Raw genomic sequence first — 22,836 nt, forward strand, 5'->3', positions numbered from 1 at the left:
CTTGTTCCCCCTTATCAAGGGGACTTTAAGAGGAAATGTGTAAGTCCTAAACTTATAACTACATGAGTTTGAAAAAAGAGACTTTGTGCTTCTCGTAGGGGCGAGGTGACCTCGCCCGTAGGGTTAGGAGACCTAACCCCTACGAAAATCTTGATATATGCTTAGAATTTGCTATATATCAAACTCACATTATAACTTATAACTCATAACCTTTATCACAACGGCAATTCAACGGGACATCCTTCACGGCTGGACTGATAGATAGCGAGGATAATCTCAACGGCTTTGCGTCCCTCGCGTCCATCAACGAGATGCGAGGCATCGTGTTCAAGACCATTAATGAGGTTTTCCATCTGTCGTCTATGATTGGCATGGTTAATGGCTCTGGGGTCGGATGCTCCACCGCCGGTGTCTGTCCTTTGGGCGAATTTCTCTCGGATCTCCGCATCTTCCGGGAGTTCCGGGTCGAATTCCCACGTCACAATGTCCTCTTCCGCTAAGACGATAGTCCCCTTCGTGCCGGAGATTTCAGTTTTCTTGAGCATGCCGGGGAAAGCGGCGGTTGTGCCTTCAATGACACCGAGTGCCCCGTTTTCAAATTGGAGTGCGGCGACAGCGGCATCTTCGACCTCTATCCGCTCGTGTGCCAAGGTATCGGTAAACGCTTGCACAGATTTAACGGGTCCCATAAAATACTGGAGGAGGTCAATGGCGTGGATGGACTGGTTCATGAGCGCGCCGCCGCCATCAAGATCCCACGTGCCTCGCCAACCCCCACTGTCGTAGTACTCTTGGGAACGGTACCACTTGATGTAGGCATCGCCTAAGGTTAACCTACCGAACCGTCCGCTCTCAATTGTGGATTTAACGAGTTGCGTACTTTCGGTGAAGCGGGAATTGAAGATGGCACAGAGCCGGACACCCGATGCGTCACACGCTTCAATAATCTGATCGCACCGTGGGAGCGTGATTTCCAACGGTTTTTCAACGATGACGTGTTTACCGGCTTCTGCAGCGGCGACAGCGGGTTCCAAATGCGCACCGCTCGGCGTGCAGACGCAAACAATATCTAAGTCGTCCCGTTTGAGCATCTCCGCATAATCGACGTAACTGTCAACGTTGTAACGATCGGTGAGCCGTTTGGCGTTCTCAGCATTCCGTGAACTGACTGCGACGAGTCGACCGTGTTCTAATTCAGAAATTGCGGCGGAATGAAAATCGGAAATCATTCCGCATCCAATAATACCAAATCCGTAAGTCTTCATATTTTTAATTTTTCCTTGCGGAGTAATGACGTACGTTAGATCTATGACGCGCGTTCCATTTATCCGCTCTCCATTTCATTACGAGCTACGGTTTTTAATTCCATCTTTAACGCTGTAACTAAAGACAGCAGCCTGCAACAAAGGCGCAGGCGGATATAAGAAAAGCGTTTATTAAACCAATCGCTTGATTTAACGCCTTGCGAATAATTTAAAAATTATGACATCCAACGAAAACCAAGTTTCAGAGCACGCCTCTACAGAGGAACAAGACGCTGAGCAGACACCGACGAATAAAGTTTTCAGAATCGTCTGCATGACGTTTTGCCTTGCAGTAACGGTGTTGTTCCTGTGGGTCTGGCATCACCAAACCCAGTTCAACGATCATTACCGGAAGGCAACTTTCCTGATGCGCAACGGCGATGCCAAAGCAGCAATCGGAACGTATCAGAAGGCAATCAAAAACAAAACGCGCACCCTCTTTTTCACCGAAGAACCCTCGGTTTACAATAACCTTGGGCAAGCCTATCTATACGATGCACAATATGCGCCCGCTGTCGAGAATTTTAAGAAAGTGATTGCGATGGCACCGGACATCGCGGAAGGCTACGTTAACCTGACAACCGCCTATCTCCGGCAGAATTTACCAACCAACGCGCGTGAGATATGCTTACACGCCCTCCAAACTTTCCCGAAGACTGCCCTACTTCATTACAATCTTGCGTGCGCTCACGCGTTAGAGGGTGCCTCACAAAAATCGGTAGACTCGCTTACGCAAGCCGTAACACTCAACCCGGACCTCAAAGCACTCGCCCAGCAAGAGGGTGCGCTTAAGGAGATCGTGTCTAAACTTCCTTGAATTCCATGTGCTTTCATACAAACCAACAGATCAAGGCAGAACATCTACTAACTTGTCACCACAGCGCGCAGTCTTAATCTCAAACGACTTGCCCCGGAAACGGACTCTTGATTGACTCTTGTTGAGTTGTCTGACCTCCGCCCTACTAATCCCATTATGAAATAAAACGGGATGGCAGACGCTCTTAACACTCCGGGGTGTGTAATCAATAGCAAAAGCAGCTCCGGTCTTTAACTGTTTCACTGCTTCTGATGCGCCAACATTACCGCCCCCCTTGAGTTCTATTGGAACTACAATAAAGTTTTCTGCATCATCAAAGTAGAAGAGAACACACTCACACTGATTTTCCCCTTCTTGCCCACTCGGAAATACTTTGTCTAAATCCACAACAACTCGATCCCTTTCTGAGACACCAGTTAGGTCCGTGCTACATCGACCGCGCCTAAATGAATTTCCACCAAAAAGATTCTCTTTACCTATCCGATCTCGGATATCTTCAAGAATTTCACTCCTGTTCAACCTCGGTGCCTCCTCCTACCTCCTCAAGTTGAGTTCGGAGGTCCACCGAACGATTGTAGAGTTCCTCAGCTACCTCTCCATACTCCTCTGGTTCTATACCAGCGATGTGTTTAAATGGAATTTTCTGCACGGGTTTGTCCGCGCGGAACCACCAAGCCCCAACCTCCTCTTTGGTCAACCAAGTCGCCGGTTCCGTTTTATTTTTTCCCAGTTTCATCACTTCACCCTCGCGAACCAAATTGCCAATTTGCTCAAGGAACCAGTCGCTATGCGTCGTGATAATCACACGGACACCGGTTCGAACCAAACGAGCAAGTGTAAGAGCCATCATAGTCTGCGCTCTTGGATGCAAATGGGCTTCAGGCTCTTCAATGATGAACGTATCACCTGGTTGAACAACACCACGCAGGAACAACACGAGCGGCGCGAGTTCTGATACCATCGACGAAGATCGGCTCATACGTAGAGCCTGTTCCGCTTTCCGGGGTCGATAGCGAAATTCCGGATATTCTGTTGCAGATCGTCTAACTTCTATCTCTCCACGTAGTACCTCGTCCTCCAGAACTTTGACAATTCCACTCATTTCATCTGAAAACCAGCGACTTTCATCGTAATTAATGATTTGCTTCAGAAAATCCGCTATCATCCCGGAAAATACGGGAATTTCAGAGAATTGTTCCAACCCAACACGGGTCGCGCGATCTACAAGCGAACTGGCAATCATACCGTGGCTTTGCATGATACCACTTCGGGCAGCAGGCAAGTAATAAGATTTTGCAGGTGCCATCCAATTAAAACCGCGCACCGGTTCTTGCCTCCAATCTCTGGTGTCAAGTGTCTCTCTTAACGCCACTCTATCGTCGTGCTGCAGGACTGTATCTTCACTTACAGATCCATCCGTAGTAACTTCGGAGCCAGAGTTATAGATGCCAAATGACCAGAGGATCTGGTTTTCCTCGCTCACTTCCAATAAGACCCTCATTGCATCATGCCGACTTTCCGTGAATCTTATGAGTTCTAAAGCGGACTCAAGATCGAAACATCGTCTGAGTTCATCTCTAAACCTTTCAGAATTCACCAAATCCAACTGCAACCGGTCCCGTAACCACTGCGGTGAATCAGAAAATTTGAATGGCTGTCCAGTCATATTTAATTTTTCAAGCACCTCTCGCGTTTCCTCTGATAATGCTTGAGTCGAGACGATAGGATGTCGCGAATAGTGAACACCGGCTAATTGAAAAATACGATGAGGCAACCAAGGAACTCGTGAGATTCCATAAAAAGCACGCTGCAATGCATAAATGAGCGCGGCGAGATACGTCTTACCGGTGTTGCTTTCACCCACAAACACAGTCAGCGGACGCAGATCTATCTCTGCCTTCTCTATCGGTCCGAAATTCTCCACTGCTATTTGGATGTCTGGGTGCTTTAGTACCCTTTTGGTTTCGTGCATTGTCTCTTCCCCACCAGTGATGATTTTAAACCAATTATACGCCTATTCCTATCCATTTGCAATGAAAAATGGACGAGAATGATCCCGTCCATCTTAGTCAAAACAGGCAGTGAATAAACACATACCACCTCTATCTTTTTAAATTACCCCATACCGTTGCCAATTTGCCGGGGGCAGAAACGTCAAGCGTATCCTTGACGATTTTCTGGAGATCGGCTTCGGAAAGGGCATAATTGGCTAACATCAACTCATCAATACGTCCCTGAAAGAAACGGGGACAGCATCCGTTATTCTCGCCGCCGAACCGTAAGGGTTTATCCGCCCTACTCAGACCCGGTCCCTTCTGTGCGATAGCAGTTCCATCAGATTCCCCATTGATATAGAAACGGGCTTCCTTCCCATCCCAGACAATGGCAATATGGCTCCACTCTTCCGCCTTCACCTTGCCATCAGAAATATGGTAACCGGGACTACTGGTCTCATAGAAATAGTAAGCGAGCTTCCCCTCTCCAGGTTCAATTTGCAAATAATAGGTGTTCTTGTAGAAGATGGTAAATTTGTTCGCCTGATCACCCGCTGGGAGTTCATCAGGATAAACCCATGCCATCATCGTGATTGCTTCGTCTATATCAATCTCATCGGAATGTGCGACCTCTATGAAATCGGCTTTACCGACCTTGCCCGCCATTTGCACAGCGTCTCCCGAAATGCCTTCAGCCCATTTTATATTGCCGGTGAATTCACCGACCAAGCCGGCAGTTTCATCCTTCGCCTGTTTTCCTGTGCCTTCGTCGAAATGCCAGACATATAACGTCTCGCCGAGTTGCTTCACGTTACCTTTTCCACCTGCAGCATAACCCGCAAAGCAGAGAGATAGACTTAGAAAAACGCATAGCATCATCAGAATCTGGATTCTCATCAGTGGTCCCTCCTTTTAGAATGAACAAAAGGGCGGGTCAAAACCCGCCCCTTTCGTAAAACTTGGCAACAGGCAGACATTGTGGCACTGCCGCTATGACAGAAAATATTGATTCAGTTACATTTTCAGCTTGCCCCATGTTGTGGCAAGTTTATCTTTGGGAGACACAGCAAAGTAAACCCCGTTTTCCATATCCTGATTAATCTCGTCAACGGTAAGGGCGCGGTTATAGATGGCAACCTCATCGACCCTGCCAACCATACCGGGTAACCCCGTTTGTGCCTTACCGATACGGAAGACGACTTCAATGCTGTTAATTTTACCCTTCGGTGGCGCGAATTCGACATCCAACTTTCCATCAATGTATTGACGGATCATATCGCCATCGAAGGTAGAAGATACGTGGTGCCACTCCTCCAAGTCAGGCTTAATGGTCTGTTTATTCCGAGAACCTTGCCACCCGCCGATGTTAATCCAGGTCTCAATTTGCGGGGACCCCGTAAATTGCGCGCTCCACTGGAGACAATAGCCCCCGACGTTTGCGCTACTTCTACGCCCCATCAGGTTCGAGTCGCCCTGGGATTCCTCTGGGAAAAACCACGCCTGAATCGTGAGCCCATCGGTAATGTCGAGTTCAGGAACTGCGTCAACCTCTACAAACTGCTCAGAATCTTCAAGGTGGACAGCACCACCAATCTTACCGTCTTTCGACCAGACCGAGCCTTCAAGAGTGCCTTCGATGTTATTGCCACTTACATCCGTCACTTTGCCACCCTCGTCTTCATCGAAAGTGAAATACAACATGAGCGCCTTGTCATCGTTTAACGCCCACGCATTGACACTCAGCGTGAGTGCAATGAGGCAAAAAACTGTGATAATCGATTTCATGATAGGAACTACTCCTTTTTTTATGGCTGTCAGTCGTCAGCAGTTGGCACGCAGCCACTGATATGCCCGCCGATAACCGACAGCCGATTGCTATTCCCATCGATTGCCATTTAGAAAGAAGAAATCTGAATTTCTTTCGCTGTAATAAACTCAAGCAGGGCAGGAACGCCTTCTTGCGTTTTTTGGATGCCACGCTGAATAGCCGGAATAATCTGGTCAGGCGTTTCCACACGCTCACCGTAGCCACCGAACGCCTTCGCCATGTCTGCGTAGTGGCCAGAGATGTCCGTGCTACGGAATTTTTCGGTAGACACAGGCATAATCGGGATCTCAATCGCCATAGAGAAATTGTTGAAAAGCACGGAGAGAATCGGGATTCTTTCCCGCACAGCCGTCTCGAAATCCATACCAGTGAATCCAATAGCGGCATCACCCCAAACGTTAACACAGAGTGCCTCCGGTCTGGCGAGTTTCGCCCCCATGGCGAGTCCGAGACCGTACCCCAGCTGCGTCGTTTTGCCCCAACCGATATAAGTAAGCGGTGCGACAGACTGCCAGAACGGGGACATCTGGTCCCGCGGACTTCCCGCATCGTGCGTAATAATCGTGTTTTCGACATCGACAGTGTGCAGTAAATCCGAGATGACGCGATACGGGGTCATCGGCACCTCATCCGAGGTGAGTTTCGCCTTCCACTGGTCAAGCCATTCCGCTTTAACCGCACTAATTTCTCCAGTGACGGCAGCCGTTTGCTCTTCGGATGCCCCGTTAGAACGATCTCGGACGGCTGCTACCAAACCCTCTAAAATCAAACCCGCATCGCCGACAAGTGCCGTTTCAACGGGCACATCTTTGTTGATATCCGCTGGATCCAATGTCGCGTGAATCACCCGTTTTCCTTCAGGAATCCTGACTCCGAAGCCGGTCCGCGTGAAACTGCACCCGATCCCCAAAATCAGATCCGTTTTTTGGAGGAAGTGATGCACGGGTTTCGGAATCGCTCGTCCGCCGGACCCCAATGCTAATGGGTGGTCTTCAGGAAACGCGCTTTTGCCTCCTAAACTCGTCGTTACGGGTGATCCGAGGAGCTCCGCCAATTCTTTCAAAGAATCCCACGCTTGGGCGTAATGTACCCCTTGTCCTGCGTAGATAACAGGACACTCGGCATCCAGCAGTGCCGCTGCAGCGGCTTCAATCGCCGCGCTGTCAGGACCGTAGCGCACGGTAGGCACGGGTGTCGGATCAAAGGAATCGGAAATCTCTTCACCAAAGATATCCGAAGGGAATTCCACAAGTGCGGGACGCGGTCTGCCGTTTCGGACTTGTGTAAAAGCACGCCGCATCGCTTCTGGAACGGCTTCAGGCATCGTGACCTGCTCACACGACTTCGTTACATGCCGATAGTTCAGGGCAGAATTGAAATTCGGTTGGATCTGGGTTACGCCTCGAGAATAACCACCCGGCAGAACGACAATCGGTGCGGAATCGCCATAGGCTTGGGCGACACCCCCGAAGGCGTTTTCGGAACCGGGACCGCTCTGCATACAGAACACGCCAATCTTCTCGCCGGAGGTTATACGGCTCATCGCGTCTGCCATGTGCAGTCCAATACGTTCCTGTCTCACAATAATCGGACGGATGTCCAATTTCGCCGCCGCCTCGATGATCGGGTTAACAGGATAGGCGAAGAGGTACTCTACGCCTTCTGCTTTAAGGACTTTTGCAACTGCATCAACAACTTTCATATTTTTAACTTTCCTTGCGGTTCGGTTTTTTATATTTCCTTGCGGTTCGGTCAGTCGAGTTTGGATTTGAAGGTGCTACCCCGTAGATATAGGGGAAATCCGCAGAAATACCCAAGCAAAAACACCCCTCCATTACATTACGGACTACGGTTGTTGAAGAACACAAACGCAGCTTGTAAGGAAATGGAAAGCAGATCTATGGCGCAACGTTTTCAATCATCAACATCACCTTATCAAACTGCAAAGTAATATAAAATGCCATTACATTATGGACTCTGTTTTTGGTTTTTTTCATGTAATAAAAAAGACTTATACACTGGGACTCGTTGGTTTCCCAGCATCCATCACGAGTGGAAAATGGTCGCCTGCTAATTTATCGCCATCATTGACGGTGACAAAAGGTTTCATAACATGGGTTCCGCTGGCATCATATAGTGTTTCGCCTGTCATATAATGCACGGCAATCGCACGTCGAGGACTATCGCTGGCGTTGTCGTGCGATCCGTGCCACGTCAAGGAATGATGGTAATGGACATGACCCCTTGGTACAGGACAAAGCTCCACCTTCAATCCATTCTCTTCAAATTGATCCGGCATCGAATCAATGTCTTTGACGGAATGGAGGAACGGAATCTGATTGCCCCAATGATGAGAACCGCGGACCATCCGCATACACCCATTACTTTCATCGACATCATCCAACGCAACCCAAGCCGATACCTGACTCGTTTTTGGGGTAAGAATGGGCCAATACGGTGAATCCTGATGCCACATGTTGACACCCCCGACTTGCGGCGGTTTATATTGGATCTGGTCGTGCCAGACGCGCAACTCTGTTGCCGCCATCAATTGACCAATTTCCTCAACGATAATCGGGTTATAAATGAGTCGGTGGTAGGCCGGACTTGCTTCCCAAATATTAACGACTTGCCAGACCGGACTCTCCTCTCTGCGACCGAGATTGGCGATGTGTACCGGCTGCGGAACATCGGCTTTCTCGTAATCATCAATAACGCGTGCCAACTCCTCACGCAACTCCTCAACCTGTTCATCACTTAAAACACGGTTCCCGAGGAGAAAACCCTTCTCACGAAATGTGTCAACCTGGGTTGGGTTGAGCATATCTGTCTCCTATAGATAGCAAAGATTTATATATTGGCTTTTGTCGGCTTCCCATCATCCATTACCAGCGGAAAATGGTGACCTGCCAATTTATCACCACCATTAACGGTAACAAAACGTTTCATGATGTGAGTGCCATCTTCATCGTAGAGCGTTTCACTCGTCATATAATGCACCGCAATCGCACGCCGAGGTCCCTCACTGGTATTGTCATGCGACCCGTGCCACGTTAAGGCGTGATGATAATGGACATGCCCTTTCGGCACCGGGCAGAATTCTACCTCCAATCCGTTACCTTCAAATTGATCCGGCATCGTATCGATGTCTGGGACCTCACGCAAGAACGGCATCTGACTGCCCCAGTGATAGGAGCCACGGACCATCCGCATACATCCGTTGCTTTCATCGACATCGTCCAACGCAACCCAAGCCGATACCTGACTCGTTTTCGGGGTGAGAATACCCCACAACGGCGAATCCTGATGCCAACGATTCACACCCCCGACTTTCGGCGGTTTGTATTGGATCTGGTCGTGCCAGACGCGCAACTCTGTCGCCGACATGAGCTGCCCAATCTCTTCTACGATGATCGGATTGTGAACGAGTCGGTGATAGGCAGAACTCGCTTCCCAAATATTGACGATCTGCCAGACGGGACTCTCTTCCTTGCCACCGAGATTGGCGATGCGCACGGGTTGTGCGACATCGTCCCTTTCATAATCATCAATAACACGCGCCAATTCTTCACGCAATTCGTCAACCTGTTCATCACTTAAAACTCGGTTTCCGAGGAGAAAGCCTTTTTCACGAAATGTGTCAACCTGAGTTTGCTCAAGCATATCTTTTAAATTTTCCTTGCGGTTCGGTGAGGTGAATTGATAGTTTGACGTTCTTCTCCGTAGAACCGCCTGCGTGTTTTTGCGAATCAACGGTATGAATGCCGTGTGGCATTCCCCGGGGTATTTTTGCGTATTGTTGCAGGCTGCGGACCCAATTTTACGCACCAGTCACCCTATTTTTCAGTTCTACCCACTCTTCATCGGAGAGTTTCGGGGGCCATGCAATCCGCTCGCCGATGAGTGCGGAGCGATACGCCGCCATAATCAAATCAAAACCGAGCAGGGCATATTCCAATCTGTTCCGATGCGGTTGATTTTCGTCATCCAACCATGTAGCAACCGCTTGGGTAAAGTCGCGTTGCCCGAATTTGTCATCTTCGCCGAAGTGGGTTTTCTCGACAAAGTGCTCCGTCATACCGTCAAACTGATAGCCCCATGAACCGTTTTCTCGCCACCACATTCTGCCTTTCGTCCCCCAAAAATCGAGGTTGCACCGCGGATTACTGTCGGGGAAATCAATGGTTCCAAAGGCTGTCCGTGCGGACTCAAAAAAGACGCGGGCCCCGTTCTCGAACGTATAAATCGCCATCAAATCTTCGGGGCATTGCCGATGCGGAATGTGATAGGTTTCTGCGCCTTGAACGGCACCCCACACATGCGTAATCGGGATGTCTTTTAGTGCGAAAAGCACGACATCCATCAAGTGTGTATCCATATCGGTAATGTCGCCCTCGGTGCAGGCGCGGATGAAATGTATGTCGCCGAGACTATCGTCAGCAAAAAACTCCAGCAGTTTTTCAGCGAAAGGTAGATACCGCCGTTGATGATTGACGATAATTTTCAAACCTGTCTTCTCATACGCGGCAGCGAGTGCCTCTGCTTCGCTGGGTCTCAGCGCGAGCGGTTTTTCTATCACCAACGCCTTAACGCCTGCTTCGGCGGCAGGTTCTACCCAGATATGCCGTGGCACCGTCGGCTCTGTGACGGCATGGACAATATCAGGTTTCTCCTTTTCCAACATCTCGACGTAGTCTGTGTAACCCGGGACGTTCAGTTCTTCCGCCGCTATTTTTAACCGTTCCTCGTCGATTTCGCAGATGGCAATTACCTTCATATTTTCGATGCCTTCATAACGTCGGGCATGGTGTACACCCCGCCTCCCACCAACGATCCCAGTTCGATACATCGTCATAACGTGCCTCCTCGTTGAAGCGTGCAGTTTGTCGGTTTCCGAAATTTGCTATTATATTAGCACGCGCACAAATTTGTGTCAACCGTTTGATTTGGAAGTCAGAGATATTCGACTGTCATGTTTTCTCTATTGTCAAATTCGTGTGCTCGTGATACAATGCAACACAGTAACATAAAAGCCAATTCAGGAGGGCTACATGAAGATTGATAAGGTTGAGTCGTTTTTTATCAGGAACGGCTATGTGATCCGGATCCATACAGATACGGGCCTCAGCGGTGTGGGACAGACAGCGTGTTGGGGGTATCCAGAAGCCGTTGATAGCATTATCAATACGTTTAAGAAACACCTCATCGGACAGAACCCGCTGCGGATTGAACATCACTGGCAATACCTCTATCGCATGGGACCGTTTCGTGGAACCGCGTTGAGCGGTGCTATTAGTGCGGTGGACATCGCCTTGTGGGACATCAAGGGCAAACATTTCGGTGTCCCGATCTGGGAACTGTTAGGTGGCAACTGCCGTGATAAGATTCGATTGCATCTTCTCGGTGGCGGCAGCACACCCGAAACGATGTATGACGCAGCGAAAGCGGCTGTTGAAGAAGGTTTCACGGCACTCAAATTTGACCCAGTGGTCGGTGGTTTCCAAGATATGACCGTCGATCGACTCGTCAAGACTGCCCGTGACATTGTCGCTGCTGCACGTGAAGGCGGTGGACCGGATCTCGATCTGATTGTTGAAGTGCATCGGAAACTGACACCGATGAACAGCATCGTCTTAGAATCCGCACTGGCACCCTTCAATCTCTATTTCATCGAAGACCCGATCCAGATAGATACGATTACAACGCAAGCGGAATTAGCGAAACGGATGACAACGCCACTCGCTATCGGCGAACGCAATGTCAGTATCTGGGAATTTCGTGAACTCTTGGAGGCAGGCGGACCGCAATACGTCCGTCCGGATCTCGGTTTGGCAGGCGGTATAACACATTGCAAGAAAATCGCGGCACTCGCGGAAGCGTATCATAGTGCGGTTGTCACGCACAACTTCCTCGGACCGCTTATTACTGCTGCATCACTTCACTTAGACACGAGCATCCCGAACTTCATCACACAGGAGTATACGAAAGGTGATGAATCCGAAGACTTCGCCGTTTACAAAGTGGCGTATCAGCGGGAAGGCGGTTACATTCCCATCCCTGAAGCTCCGGGTTTGGGTATTGAACTTGACGACAGTTTAATCGAGGAGAACCCTTATCAACCGATGAATACCGGCACGACACCTTTGCGTGAGGACGGTTCTGTTGCCTACGCGGTATAAGCCTATAGTTGTCAGTTTTCAGTTAAGAGGTTTTCGTCTAACACCGTTCCTTCTTAGGATAGCACCAAATCCGAAGCCTGCAACAACGGCGCAGGCGACTCGAACACGAAAACCTTCAAAGCACGAACACCGTTACTTATCCGCAAGGAAAAATTAAAACATGAATGCTGATGAAAAATATCTATTCGATCTGAACGGCTACCTTGTTATCAAGAACGTGCTAACACCTGAAGAGGTAGCCCTCGCCAACGAAGCAATCGATAGACATAGCGACCAAGCGCGTATCCGTCCACGTGACCAGACGCTCGATGGCGGCTCCCCAGAACTGAAAGGTGAACAAGGCAGAGGCGAACTCGGTGGCATGCTCGGCTGGGAAGAGCCGTGGTGCAATCCGTTCCGACACATGCTCGCACATCCGACCCTCGTTCCTTATCTCAATGAGATATTGGGAAAGGGATTCCGTATGGATCATCAGATGTTCCTGCTCTCAATGGACAAAGGGGCAGAAGGCTTCATTTTTCATGGATCTTCGGGGCCCGGTTTTGATCCGAACCAGTACTACATCTTCCGTGATGGACGCATGCACAACGGCTTGACTGTCGTCACATTCCAATTGACGGACGTGCCACCCGGAGCGGGTGGATTAATCGTTATACCCGGAAGCCATAAGAGCAACTACCCGTGTCCGAAAAATATGCGGCTCTACCAAGAACACCAAGAGCACATACGACAGCTCGTCTGCAACGCTGGGGATGTGTTAATCTTCACGGAGGCGGTGACACACGGAACGCTCCCGTGGACTGCTGAACATCCGCGCCGCTCCATTCTAACCCGGTATACCGCAGGTAACATGGCGTATGTGCCCGCCTATGAAATACCGGAATGGGCGACTGAACGCCAGCGCGCTGTCATGGAACCCCCCTATCATTCGCGATTAAACCGTCCGACCTTGGAAGTGTAGGACGAAAACTATCAAGAAACAAACCGTTTCATTTACATGCAAGGAAAGTTTAAAATGTCTACTTCAACGAGTGCAATCTTGGGTCTCATTTTTCTTGGACTCGCGAACGCCTCTGTCTTTTTAATGTTTAAGTTATGGGGTTACCCATTCGACAAAGAGACACGGACGAGTGCCGCGCCCCCTTTCTTGATGCTGCTTCACCGGCTCATCGGCTATGCGTATGCGATCCTCTACGTCTTTATGATGTGGCACATGGTGCCACGCTTGTGGAATTACCAAGTCGAACTACCGTCACGAACCGTCGCCCACCTGATGCTCGGTATCACTATTGGCGTGTTAATCCTCGTCAAGATCGCCATTCTTCGATTTTTCCGCCACTTTGAGGAATCGATGCCGTATATCGGTACGACCCTGCTGATTTGCACTTATCTATTGATTGGATTGTCGGTTCCTTTCACATTCCGAGAAGCAGCATTGCGAACACAAACAATGGCATTTAGCGATGAGGGGATCGCGCGAACCCGTAAGCTGCTTGAAACCGCTGGATTGCCAACAGCAGCACCGATCGACCAACTCGCATCAAAACGAAAATTGCGGGAGGGGCAGCATGTGTTACAGCGCAAATGCGTTGTCTGCCACGACCTACGCACCATTCTCGCGAAACCACGCACCCCCACAGATTGGGTCCGTCTCGTCAACCGCATGGCGATAAAGCCAATGATCGGTGAACCCATTTACACAGAAGAGGAATGGACGGTCTCGGCGTATCTCATCGCGATTACACCTGATATTCAAACTTCGGCTCGGCAACAACGGCAAGAACAGATGCGTGCGGACGAAGCGAAAGCAGCTGCCCAAATTGCAACTTTCACTATGGAAATGGATGTAGAAGTTGAAACGGATACCGCGGAAACCGATACCTATGACGCAGTAGAAGCGCAAGCACTCTTCGAGGACAGATGCTCTCAATGTCATCCGATTACCGATGTTGAAGACTATCCGCCTCGCTCTGAAGAGGAGACAATCGAACTCATAGCACGGATGGTAGAAATTGGGCTTTACCTTGAAGAAGAAGAGATCGAGTTGATTACGCGCTATATCAACGAAAACTATCTGGAACCATAAAAATGACGAAAACAAAAATCGCTGATCTCAGCGAACTCAACGACCGCGAGCCGGCTTATGCTCTTGTTGCCAATGTCGATCTCGTGGTCATCCGGTATGACAACGAAGTTTCTGTGCTTTACGGGAGATGCCATCACCGAGGGGCTTTGCTCGCAGACGGGTATATTGATGGCGAAAACCTAATATGCGGTGTTCACCACTGGGATTACCGTTACGATACCGGTATCAGCGAATATCAGAACACCGAACGTCTCGCCAAGTTTAATGCATGGATAGAAGACGATACTGTCTATGTTGACGGGGATGAAATCCGAGCGTGGGAAGGTCAGAACCCACAACCTTATCATCGAGATGAGTATCAGGGAACGTATCAAGACACCCACGGCACCTCAGAAGAACCCTACGTCGCCCAAATTCAGGAATTGGCACGCCACGGACTGCGTAAAGTCGGGCACCACGGTCAAACCGAGGCGATGGGAGTGCTTCGGGAGAATTTACCGAATTGGGACGCACTGCAGTTCGTTGTTGCGCAACTCCACAAAACACCACATCTTGATGACCAACCGGTCGGGACAGAGATGGTGATCGGCCCGAGAGCGAAGAAACCGCTAAAACTTGATATACCGATCTTTGTCTCCGATATGAGTTTTGGCGCGCTGTCGGCTGAAGCGAAAACCGCATTAGCGAAGGGCGCAGAGATGGCGGGCACAGGCATCTGCTCCGGTGAAGGCGGTATGCTATTGGCAGAGGCGCAATCAAACAGTCGCTATTTTTACGAACTCGCTTCCGCACGGTTCGGATTCTCTTACGATAAACTGGAACACGCACAGGCATTCCACTTCAAGGGTGGACAAGGAGCAAAGACGGGAACAGGCGGCCATCTTCCAGGCGACAAGGTAACAGCGGAGATCGCAGCCGTCCGTGGGTTGCGTCCAGGGGAACCCGCAATTTCACCCGCTCGGTTTCCCGATTGGGAAACATTAGACGACTTTGCAAAGTTTGCTGAATTGGTGCGAAAGGAGACTGGGGGCATCCCGATCGGGTTTAAGCTCTCCGCACAACATATCGAGAAGGACATTGAAGCCGCTCTTCACGTCGGTGTGGACTATATTATTTTGGACGGTCGTGGCGGTGGCACTGGTGCCGCACCACTTCTATTCCGAGATAACATCTCAGTCCCAACGATGCCAGCCTTAGCGCGGGCACGAAAATACCTCGACGACACTGGCAACAGCGATGTCACGCTTATTATTACCGGCGGTTTGCGAACACCAGCTGATTTCGCCAAAGCGTTGGCACTCGGCGCAGATGGGGTCGCGATTGCGAATTCAGCGATGCAGGCGATCGGTTGTATCGGGATGCGCGCCTGCCATACCAATAACTGCCCTGTCGGTATCGCAACACAGAAGGCGCATCTGCGTTCTCGACTCAAGGTGGAAGTCGCAGCAGAACAGCTAAATCGGTTTCTCGGTGCCTCTGCGTCCCTCATGCAGGTGTTAGCACGTGCCTGTGGACACACGCATTTAAATCAGTTCAACGCTGACGATTTGACAACATCGGAACGCGATATCGCCTATTTGACAGGTGTTAAATACGCCGGCGTTGTGCCGTTGTAAGCATTTGTTGGCAATGTGGAAACACATCTATCGGATAGAAAGAAACCGCCGATAGACCGGCGCGGTTGGAAACCGCGCCTACCGGATGAATGGACGCGGAACTATAACCGAATTTTCTTGAATTCTTCAATTTGCGCCGTAATCGCGCGTTCCGTCGGGAGACGCTCGGCACTTGACGCGCCGTAGAACCCTACGACCCCTTCGGTGTTCTCCAGAACGTCCGTTGCGTCCTCTGGCTCAGCGATCGGACCCCCGTGACAGATAACGAGAATCTCCGAGTTAACCCCTTTTGCGGCATCGTGGATGGCTTGCACCCGTTTGGCGGCATCCGCAAGCGTGAGAGCGGTTTGCGCACCGATAGACCCCTTTGTTGTCAATCCCATGTGTGCGACGAGGATATCCGCACCCGCATCCGCCATCTGCTCTGCCTCGGTTTCATTGAAGGCATACGGCGTGGTGAGCATTCCCATCTGATGCGCCGTTCGGATCATCTCCACTTCGGGTCCGTATCCCATATCGGTCTCCTCAAGCAGTTGACGAAATGTGCCGTCAATCAGCCCTACCGTCGGGAAGTTTTGTACCCCGGAAAATCCGATCGCATCTATCTGACTCAGAAAGACATCCATCAAGCGAAATGGATCCGTCCCACAGACCCCCGCGAGGACGGGTGTGTCTGGAACGACGGGTAGCACTTCGCTCGCCATCTCAACGACAATCTGGTTCGCGTCGCCATAAGGCATCATACCGGCGAGGGAACCTCTACCCGCCATTCTGAATCTGCCGGAGTTATAAATAATAATCAGGTCAATGCCACCCGCGGCTTCGCACTTTGCGGAGATACCTGTGCCAGCCCCTGCGCCGATGATGGGCTTGCCTGCGTCAATGTTGTTGCGTAATTGCGCTAAAATTTCTTCGCGTTTGAATTTCATGCGTGGTTATCCTTGCGTATGATAATTGGGTGTAGTATACTATACCCATTATAGCAAAGTATTAGATTTTGTCTAACACTTTTAACCGGCTTCATTCCACTGTTTTTTTACAAGGAAACCCCTTTGACAGAGCAATGTTCATGAATCTGTATAACAAACCCACAAGCTGCGTTCTGATAAGTCTTTTCGCTTTATTTATAGGTGTTCTTTGCCATCCTGTGGAGGCTTATATAGAGGGCCCCTGGCTGTGGATGCTTACGAAAGGCGCGAATATCCATAGCGACTATCTCGCGGTAACCAGCCAAGGGGCTCTGACCGAGCAGTCCATCACTGAATACGGCATAAACGAACATACACCCGTGGGACAATTGCGATGGACACGTGGGCACATCCGCCCGACTGTGGACTGCCTGTTCTGGATTCTCGGATGTTATTCTAACAATGTCAACGAAGTCGTCAATAGGATAGGACTCAGTCGCAATCCGAATCTGGATTACCATACGGTGTATGCCTTGATTAACGTTGTCTCACGCCGCACCCAGAGAAATGTTCAGATGGGTGTCGGCAGTGATGATGCCGTCAAAGTCTGGCTGAACGGCAAAGTCGTCCACATCAACAATGTCGACAGAGGCACAACAGGTATTCAAGACACGTTTCGTGTAGATTTAAATGCTGGGAATAATCTCCTCTTGGTCAAGGTGAGTGATAATCAGGAGAATTGGGGCATGTTCTTTGAAATTTATCTGGATACCGCGAACTTCACGACCACGCTTCCGACACGCAGTAGACTCCTGCCGACCGTCTATCCACGGGTGAGCCTCGCCACACAGATGTTTGATAGATACGGGAAGACCTTTCAACAACCGAGAATTCAGACAGCAGTGCCGAAGATTTTAGAATGGCTGGAGGTGCCTGAAAATCGGAACCACTTGACACCAGAGTTGGTCGAAACCGTGGTGGCTCACCCTGAACTCCTCAGAACGTTTGGAATGGATAGGGAGTCTGTGGATTATATTAAAGAGACACCGGAGATCGGATATTTCTTCAAAGACCCAGACTTCCAAACTTTGATCCACGATAAATCGGCACTCACGGAATTCACAACACTCGTTCAAGGCGAGGGAACATGGAATGTCCAGCGCCCAGAAGATGTTAACAGAGACGGCACTGTCAATATCCAAGACCTCACGTTCATCTCAACACATTTCGGGAAAACCGGACAGCACCGCGCGGATGTTAACAGGGATGGCGTGGTTGACATCCGAGACCTCGTGCAGGTTGCCTCTGCCCTCACAGCCGAGACATCAGGGACCTAACAGTTGAGGAGCCGAAAATGAAAAGCTTTAGCACTTATGGGTGTGTTCGTCCCGAGCAGCACTATATTGTTTCACGCACTGAAGAGGTCGCCGATTTCATCAGTCGCATCAAAGCGGGCAGATATGTCGTGCTCTTTGCACCTCGTCAAACCGGCAAGACCGCCTTTTTTCGATTAGCACTTGACGCCCTCGCAACCCAAGACTCACCCTATTTCCCGATCCAGTTGGATTTCCAAATCATGCGCGATGCCGCGCCTCCCGTTTTTTATGAGCAACTCTACACGCACAATCAGCGGAAATATATCGTCGAAACGAAAATTGGGAGAGGCAACCACGGCTATCAGACAGGCAAAAGGCAACTCGCCGCCTATCTCAAATTAGAAGGCATGGAATTTTAGTGGGAGGCAAGCACAGAACCTTGTGACTCCACTGTAACTGCTCGCCAACTTGATACGTTAACGACTATCAGGTAGGCAAAAGGGAACTCGCCCTGAACCGGCTCAATAAATCAAATCAACGATCCGGATGCTATAGAGCACTCGCAAACAGAAAAAATTAAGAAAGGAAATAAATGTTTCAGAACCTTAGATATCAGATGTCTATACATAAAGTATTTGTGTCCGTCACACTCATTATCGCTCTGATTACGCTGACACCCGCTGCAGAAGCACACAAAGACGACAGAGCACATACTCAGGATGTTAAACACAGCTGTTTAAACACATCCGATGGTACGTCTCACTATCATGATGAAAATGGCAACATGATAGACTGTACGCCTGCCACTGATGATGCCGAAAAGATCAAGGCACATGAGCAGGAGATGCCTGAACATGAGCATGGCGGCGTGATAGATGGTGAGCGTGAAAATCCTGGCACCCATACACATGGAGGGAGTTCGATACAGCACAGCCATGTAATTTCAGGTCTTGAACACCTCGGTGAAAGGACACATTTTCATCAGGACAGTGTGCATACACACGGCAGAGCTGTTGATGCTGGAATACCGAATCATGAGACGAGCATTGTACGAGAAGATCATGAGCATAGCGATGCTGACGGCGGCACGCATACGCACGGTATACAGCATACACACACTGTCAATAGTATCAACAATGTAGAGCATACCCACGCTGCTTACACACATACACATTCTGCTGCAGAGGCGCAGCAGCGTCAAGCCGAAACGGAAACGCCAACGGCATCCTTTTCTGCACACGTACGCACGCCGTTCCCTCATTCAGCCCACGAGGCTGATGGATACCATGTTCACGAGGGAGAAAAACATTCACACCTCCCGTTTGGTGTTCATGTCCACGCGGTGTACGGTCATGTACATTTTGATAGCCAGAATAGCCAAGATAACCAAGATAGTCAAGATAACCAAGATAGTCAAGATAATCAAGATAGTCAAGATAATCAAGATAGTCAGACGAACACGCCACCTACAACGCCGTTGGGTTTATCAGACCCGATAACATCGAAAACCCTCACAATCACGTTAGTCGGTGAACGAATAGGGAACCAGCAATTCATTCGGATATTTGCCGAGGAAAATGGCAATCCCCCAAAAGGTGGGCTGACGGTGAAACTCTCCGGCGTTACGGCCCCGGCAAGAGTCCATATCCGTGCTGGCATCGGGTCGTCTCTTGTTGTAACCGCTACATTACCCACCGCGTCAGACGCCCACACTATCTCAGCGAGCATCAGTGGATATACTTCAGCTTCAATAACAATACCTGCCAGTGGCACTGCGGAGGCACCGACAAACGTTGGGATAGAGCCGAGTGCCGCACAGATAGAAGGTATCCAAGAACAGATCGATCTATTGATTGGGACAGGTGATCATTCATCTGATGCGATGCGGACGTTACACTATCTACAGCAGCTCCTTGCGACACTGCGTCCGGATCAGACGCGGTTGCTCGCGAACTATCCAAACCCGTTTAACCCAGAAACATGGATCCCGTATCAATTGGGGGCGGATACAGATGTGCGTATCACGATTTACAATGCACAAGGCGTTGTGATCCGGACGTTGGCACTTGGACAGCAGGCGGCTGGCTATTACACCGATCGCGAGCGGGCGGCGTATTGGGATGGACGCAATGGCCTTGGTGAACACGTCGCAAGTGGAATTTATTTCTACCAGTTGGAGACCGACGACATATCCACACTCCGCAAAATGGTAATATTGAAATAGATCTCTGAACGGCTCCACAAGATTGTTCAAAGCGGATTTATGCGGTGGGCTTCCTGTCTGCCGCATTTTCTTACGGAATTAGTCGTTTTGGACTTTGAAGTTTTCATTTTTCAGATTTCTCTGCTCATACACAGTGTTGCGTAAAAACTGAGACAGAAAATCCGAGGCATATTGAAGGATCGGATTAAAGGCGCGCATGCTGTGATTCCGCAGGGGCACGGTATTCGACATTAAGATGCGGTGTTTCCAATCTGACATGCCCTTGGATACGCGAGGTTAGACAACTCTCCAATGTACCACTTACTAATAAGGTCCGCTCCGCCGGGTATGGTGCAACACCTGTTTCAAAAAGTTCCTCAATCTTGGCGATAAGACATGCAGAATAGGTGACGTTCGGGGTTGGCGTTAAGAAAAACTGCGTTGACACCGGCACGGGTGCGTCCTTTAGTTTCGCAGCGAAACAGTAATCCCGCACCGCACCATTGAGCATCAGCAACGTTGCCCTCAACCCATCGTTATATTCAATGAAATAGGCAGCGGGGTTTTCGACAAGCCGGTAGATTTCACCATTACTGATCATATCTTGTGTTCTACCGTCTTCATCCGTTAAACCGCACGGCGTATCACTTCTCGAAAGTGCCGCTTCCAACAATTTCATAGACCAGCGTCCGTCCTTGCCTGCCTTCCAGACCTCCTCACCCTCTATTAATTGGACAGCAGCGACCCCTGTCTCGCCTCCTTTTCGGCGTTCTATCATACATTGCATCGCCTCCAAGGCGTGGTAGTCCATCGGATCCGAGCCTCCAACACCTACCATGAGTGCCTCCCCTATCTCACATTCCAACGGCAATTCCACATCCGGTAACCGCCACGTGACGGGTAAAGACGAACCCGAGAGCACCCCAAAACCGAGACGATGCCCATCGTCCACCATCTCTTTTGCTTTTTCAAAACTGTAGGAGAGATGCTTGTCGTTGAAGATAGGCACGGCACGTCCATCTTCCTCAAAGACTTTGACACACGCTTTGAAAAATTCATAACGTGGATACAGCACCTGGTTTTTCTCATTGTTCGGATAATCGCCGTGTTCACCAATCGAAAGAACCGCATCCACAGCGAGTTTATCGCCACCGCACCTCAGTGCTTCGGCAATCGTAGGGTACACAGAGAAACCGAACTCTCTGGCACGGTCAAGGCTTTGGTCACCTTCTGGTTTCTGATCGACAAACAGGGAAACGACTTTCATATTGGGACGATGCCATCTGCCCTGTCTCGGATAACCAACAAGAAACCGATCTGCAAAATGCTGCGCATGCGATAGGTAACGGTAGATAGTCGTGATAACGGCAATCCTTTTTGTTTCCATAACCTCAGGTCCTCCAGAAAGTTGATTCTTTAGTGGGTTGATACGCAATGTCTAAATGCGGTGTCTCCTGCGGCGTGCCCTCCGTAAAGAGACTGTCAACACCTGCCGCAACAAGCCCCGTTGTCAAGAGTGTGCGTTCAACGGGATAGGTTGCCTCACCTGTCAGGAACATTTTCTCTATATTGTTAACCAGCGGCGAGAAGAAGTTCGCCAAGGTCGTCCGTGCGGGTGGCATCGGGAGATACATCTGTGTCGAAAGAATCTCGTTGTCCGTCCCGATATAAGCGGCAAAGTTGAAATCTTGGACCAACCCGTTCATCAGAATCATGGTAGACGTGAGTCCGTCTTCGTGTTCGTACTGATACGCTATCGGGTCTTTCACGATCTCCTTCAACTCATCAAGATTTGGAAACGGGTTGTTAAACCCCTGACGTGAGGGTGTGAGGGTATGACTCCGACAGAGCGCCGTTTCAAAAAGTTCCCGCGACCAGCATTCGGTGTGATGTGCCTCCCAGAACGCATCACCGCGATACGCTTGTAGCCATTTGACCCCACCTTCACCACCTTCGCGCCGCTCTACCATACACTGTAACGTCTCTAAAGCGTGGAAGTCGTAACTGTCCACACCCCCGTATCCGACACATACCGCCTCGGAGACAGGGACACCGAGCGGCATGTCAATAGAAGGTGTGCGCCACGTAACCGGCAAGGATGAGCCTGCCATAAACGCGAAGCCCATAGATTGAGAGATGTCGTACATTTCGCGCGCCCACTCCCAGTTCCATGAGAGATGTTTGTCGTTAAAAGTTGGCACGCCGCGACCACTTTTTTCATAGACCTCAGCGATTTGCATGAAGTGTTCATAGCGTGGATAGAGACGTTGTCCCTTTTCGTTGGTGGGATATTCGCCATGCTCACCGATAATTAGGACACCGTCGACTGCGAGTTCCTCACCGCCGAGGGTGAGTGCCTCCGCAATGGTGGGATACCCCTTCATTGACGGGAAACGTTCCAGTCGTTCGCGACTGAGGTCGTTGTCCTTAACCTGTTCAACGAAAAGAGAGACGAGATCCATCGGTGGGTGATGATGTCGGCTGTTCCAGCCGTAGCCTTCCAAGAACCGATCGACGATGTGCTGCGTGTGCGAGTACTTATGATAAATCGTCGCAATCGCAGCGATTTTAGGTCGTTTTTCCAT

The 22,836-nt window shown here is 49.9% G+C and carries 20 protein-coding genes; 8 read left to right on the forward strand and 12 right to left on the reverse strand.

The window, feature by feature from the left end; genetic code table 11:
• Nucleotides 1-215: 215 nt before the first annotated feature.
• A complete protein-coding gene (locus tag F4X88_08365) occupies nt 216-1,265 on the reverse strand; it encodes a Gfo/Idh/MocA family oxidoreductase (GenBank protein ID MYA56292.1) in 1,050 nt (349 codons plus the stop codon).
• A 217-nt stretch (nt 1,266-1,482) separates the two neighbouring features.
• Between F4X88_08365 and F4X88_08370 the strand changes: the two genes are divergently transcribed.
• Nucleotides 1,483-2,121, forward strand: a complete 639-nt coding sequence (locus tag F4X88_08370; GenBank protein ID MYA56293.1) for a hypothetical protein — start codon at nt 1,483-1,485, stop codon at nt 2,119-2,121.
• A gap of 30 nt (nt 2,122-2,151) precedes the next feature.
• Here the strand turns inward: F4X88_08370 and F4X88_08375 are convergent, their stop codons facing one another.
• The 8 genes from F4X88_08375 to F4X88_08410 all read right to left on the reverse strand — a co-directional run bounded on the left by F4X88_08375 (nt 2,152) and on the right by F4X88_08410 (nt 10,798).
• A complete protein-coding gene (locus F4X88_08375) occupies nt 2,152-2,640 on the reverse strand; it encodes a hypothetical protein (GenBank protein MYA56294.1) in 489 nt (162 codons plus the stop codon).
• A complete protein-coding gene (locus tag F4X88_08380; GenBank protein ID MYA56295.1) occupies nt 2,627-4,093 on the reverse strand; it encodes an AAA family ATPase in 1,467 nt (488 codons plus the stop codon). The genes F4X88_08375 and F4X88_08380 overlap by 14 nt, the downstream gene beginning before the upstream one ends.
• A gap of 130 nt (nt 4,094-4,223) precedes the next feature.
• The gene (locus F4X88_08385; protein MYA56296.1) at nt 4,224-5,012 is read right to left on the reverse strand and encodes a LamG domain-containing protein; all 789 of its coding nucleotides are present in this window, start codon (nt 5,010-5,012) and stop codon (nt 4,224-4,226) included.
• A gap of 117 nt (nt 5,013-5,129) precedes the next feature.
• Nucleotides 5,130-5,900 carry a LamG domain-containing protein gene (locus F4X88_08390; GenBank protein MYA56297.1) on the reverse strand — a complete coding sequence of 257 codons (771 nt, stop codon included), beginning with the start codon at nt 5,898-5,900 and terminating at the stop codon, nt 5,130-5,132.
• Between the two features lie 110 nt (nt 5,901-6,010).
• Nucleotides 6,011-7,645: a thiamine pyrophosphate-requiring protein gene (locus F4X88_08395; protein ID MYA56298.1), complete on the reverse strand. Its 1,635-nt coding sequence runs from the start codon at nt 7,643-7,645 to the stop codon at nt 6,011-6,013.
• Nucleotides 7,646-7,954: 309 nt separating this feature from the next.
• Nucleotides 7,955-8,767, reverse strand: a complete 813-nt coding sequence (locus F4X88_08400; GenBank protein MYA56299.1) for a phytanoyl-CoA dioxygenase family protein — start codon at nt 8,765-8,767, stop codon at nt 7,955-7,957.
• A 26-nt stretch (nt 8,768-8,793) separates the two neighbouring features.
• Nucleotides 8,794-9,606, reverse strand: coding sequence for a phytanoyl-CoA dioxygenase family protein (locus F4X88_08405; protein ID MYA56300.1), 813 nt, complete (start codon nt 9,604-9,606; stop codon nt 8,794-8,796).
• A gap of 157 nt (nt 9,607-9,763) precedes the next feature.
• Nucleotides 9,764-10,798, reverse strand: coding sequence for a Gfo/Idh/MocA family oxidoreductase (locus tag F4X88_08410; GenBank protein ID MYA56301.1), 1,035 nt, complete (start codon nt 10,796-10,798; stop codon nt 9,764-9,766).
• 196 nt (nt 10,799-10,994) lie between these two features.
• Between F4X88_08410 and F4X88_08415 the strand changes: the two genes are divergently transcribed.
• From F4X88_08415 to F4X88_08430, 4 genes are all read left to right on the forward strand, one after another.
• Nucleotides 10,995-12,122, forward strand: a complete 1,128-nt coding sequence (locus F4X88_08415; GenBank protein MYA56302.1) for a mandelate racemase/muconate lactonizing enzyme family protein — start codon at nt 10,995-10,997, stop codon at nt 12,120-12,122.
• A gap of 160 nt (nt 12,123-12,282) precedes the next feature.
• Nucleotides 12,283-13,083, forward strand: coding sequence for a phytanoyl-CoA dioxygenase family protein (locus F4X88_08420; protein ID MYA56303.1), 801 nt, complete (start codon nt 12,283-12,285; stop codon nt 13,081-13,083).
• Between the two features lie 54 nt (nt 13,084-13,137).
• Nucleotides 13,138-14,208, forward strand: a complete 1,071-nt coding sequence (locus F4X88_08425; GenBank protein MYA56304.1) for a hypothetical protein — start codon at nt 13,138-13,140, stop codon at nt 14,206-14,208.
• A 2-nt stretch (nt 14,209-14,210) separates the two neighbouring features.
• The gene (locus F4X88_08430) at nt 14,211-15,824 is read left to right on the forward strand and encodes a Rieske 2Fe-2S domain-containing protein (GenBank protein MYA56305.1); all 1,614 of its coding nucleotides are present in this window, start codon (nt 14,211-14,213) and stop codon (nt 15,822-15,824) included.
• A 101-nt stretch (nt 15,825-15,925) separates the two neighbouring features.
• On the opposite strand, the gene F4X88_08435 is transcribed toward F4X88_08430, so the two are convergent.
• The gene (locus tag F4X88_08435; GenBank protein MYA56306.1) at nt 15,926-16,753 is read right to left on the reverse strand and encodes a phosphoenolpyruvate hydrolase family protein; all 828 of its coding nucleotides are present in this window, start codon (nt 16,751-16,753) and stop codon (nt 15,926-15,928) included.
• 218 nt (nt 16,754-16,971) lie between these two features.
• Between F4X88_08435 and F4X88_08440 the strand changes: the two genes are divergently transcribed.
• From F4X88_08440 to F4X88_08450, 3 genes are all read left to right on the forward strand, one after another.
• A complete protein-coding gene (locus F4X88_08440) occupies nt 16,972-18,069 on the forward strand; it encodes a hypothetical protein (protein MYA56307.1) in 1,098 nt (365 codons plus the stop codon).
• A gap of 17 nt (nt 18,070-18,086) precedes the next feature.
• Nucleotides 18,087-18,467 carry a hypothetical protein gene (locus F4X88_08445; GenBank protein MYA56308.1) on the forward strand — a complete coding sequence of 127 codons (381 nt, stop codon included), beginning with the start codon at nt 18,087-18,089 and terminating at the stop codon, nt 18,465-18,467.
• Between the two features lie 173 nt (nt 18,468-18,640).
• Nucleotides 18,641-20,272: a T9SS type A sorting domain-containing protein gene (locus F4X88_08450; protein ID MYA56309.1), complete on the forward strand. Its 1,632-nt coding sequence runs from the start codon at nt 18,641-18,643 to the stop codon at nt 20,270-20,272.
• Between the two features lie 184 nt (nt 20,273-20,456).
• On the opposite strand, the gene F4X88_08455 is transcribed toward F4X88_08450, so the two are convergent.
• A complete protein-coding gene (locus tag F4X88_08455) occupies nt 20,457-21,518 on the reverse strand; it encodes a hypothetical protein (GenBank protein MYA56310.1) in 1,062 nt (353 codons plus the stop codon).
• Between the two features lie 124 nt (nt 21,519-21,642).
• On the reverse strand, nt 21,643-22,836 hold the full coding sequence (locus F4X88_08460) for a hypothetical protein (protein ID MYA56311.1): 1,194 nt from the start codon (nt 22,834-22,836) through the stop codon (nt 21,643-21,645).

This window comes from Candidatus Poribacteria bacterium (assembly GCA_009839745.1).
Taxonomy (GTDB): Bacteria; Poribacteria; WGA-4E; order WGA-4E; family WGA-3G; genus WGA-3G.

Bases quoted from the DNA above. Each gene is read 5' to 3' on its own strand.
- F4X88_08365 (MYA56292.1), bottom strand. From the start codon at position 1,265: ATGAAGACTTACGGATTTGGTATTATTGGATGCGGAATGATTTCCGAT.
- F4X88_08370 (MYA56293.1), top strand. From the start codon at position 1,483: ATGACATCCAACGAAAACCAAGTTTCAGAGCACGCCTCTACAGAGGAA.
- F4X88_08380 (MYA56295.1), bottom strand. From the start codon at position 4,093: ATGCACGAAACCAAAAGGGTACTAAAGCACCCAGACATCCAAATAGCA.
- F4X88_08385 (MYA56296.1), bottom strand. From the start codon at position 5,012: ATGAGAATCCAGATTCTGATGATGCTATGCGTTTTTCTAAGTCTATCT.
- F4X88_08390 (MYA56297.1), bottom strand. From the start codon at position 5,900: ATGAAATCGATTATCACAGTTTTTTGCCTCATTGCACTCACGCTGAGT.
- F4X88_08395 (MYA56298.1), bottom strand. From the start codon at position 7,645: ATGAAAGTTGTTGATGCAGTTGCAAAAGTCCTTAAAGCAGAAGGCGTA.
- F4X88_08400 (MYA56299.1), bottom strand. From the start codon at position 8,767: ATGCTCAACCCAACCCAGGTTGACACATTTCGTGAGAAGGGTTTTCTC.
- F4X88_08405 (MYA56300.1), bottom strand. From the start codon at position 9,606: ATGCTTGAGCAAACTCAGGTTGACACATTTCGTGAAAAAGGCTTTCTC.
- F4X88_08410 (MYA56301.1), bottom strand. From the start codon at position 10,798: ATGACGATGTATCGAACTGGGATCGTTGGTGGGAGGCGGGGTGTACAC.
- F4X88_08415 (MYA56302.1), top strand. From the start codon at position 10,995: ATGAAGATTGATAAGGTTGAGTCGTTTTTTATCAGGAACGGCTATGTG.
- F4X88_08420 (MYA56303.1), top strand. From the start codon at position 12,283: ATGAATGCTGATGAAAAATATCTATTCGATCTGAACGGCTACCTTGTT.
- F4X88_08425 (MYA56304.1), top strand. From the start codon at position 13,138: ATGTCTACTTCAACGAGTGCAATCTTGGGTCTCATTTTTCTTGGACTC.
- F4X88_08430 (MYA56305.1), top strand. From the start codon at position 14,211: ATGACGAAAACAAAAATCGCTGATCTCAGCGAACTCAACGACCGCGAG.
- F4X88_08435 (MYA56306.1), bottom strand. From the start codon at position 16,753: ATGAAATTCAAACGCGAAGAAATTTTAGCGCAATTACGCAACAACATT.
- F4X88_08445 (MYA56308.1), top strand. From the start codon at position 18,087: ATGAAAAGCTTTAGCACTTATGGGTGTGTTCGTCCCGAGCAGCACTAT.
- F4X88_08450 (MYA56309.1), top strand. From the start codon at position 18,641: ATGTTTCAGAACCTTAGATATCAGATGTCTATACATAAAGTATTTGTG.
- F4X88_08455 (MYA56310.1), bottom strand. From the start codon at position 21,518: ATGAAAGTCGTTTCCCTGTTTGTCGATCAGAAACCAGAAGGTGACCAA.
- F4X88_08460 (MYA56311.1), bottom strand. From the start codon at position 22,836: ATGGAAAAACGACCTAAAATCGCTGCGATTGCGACGATTTATCATAAG.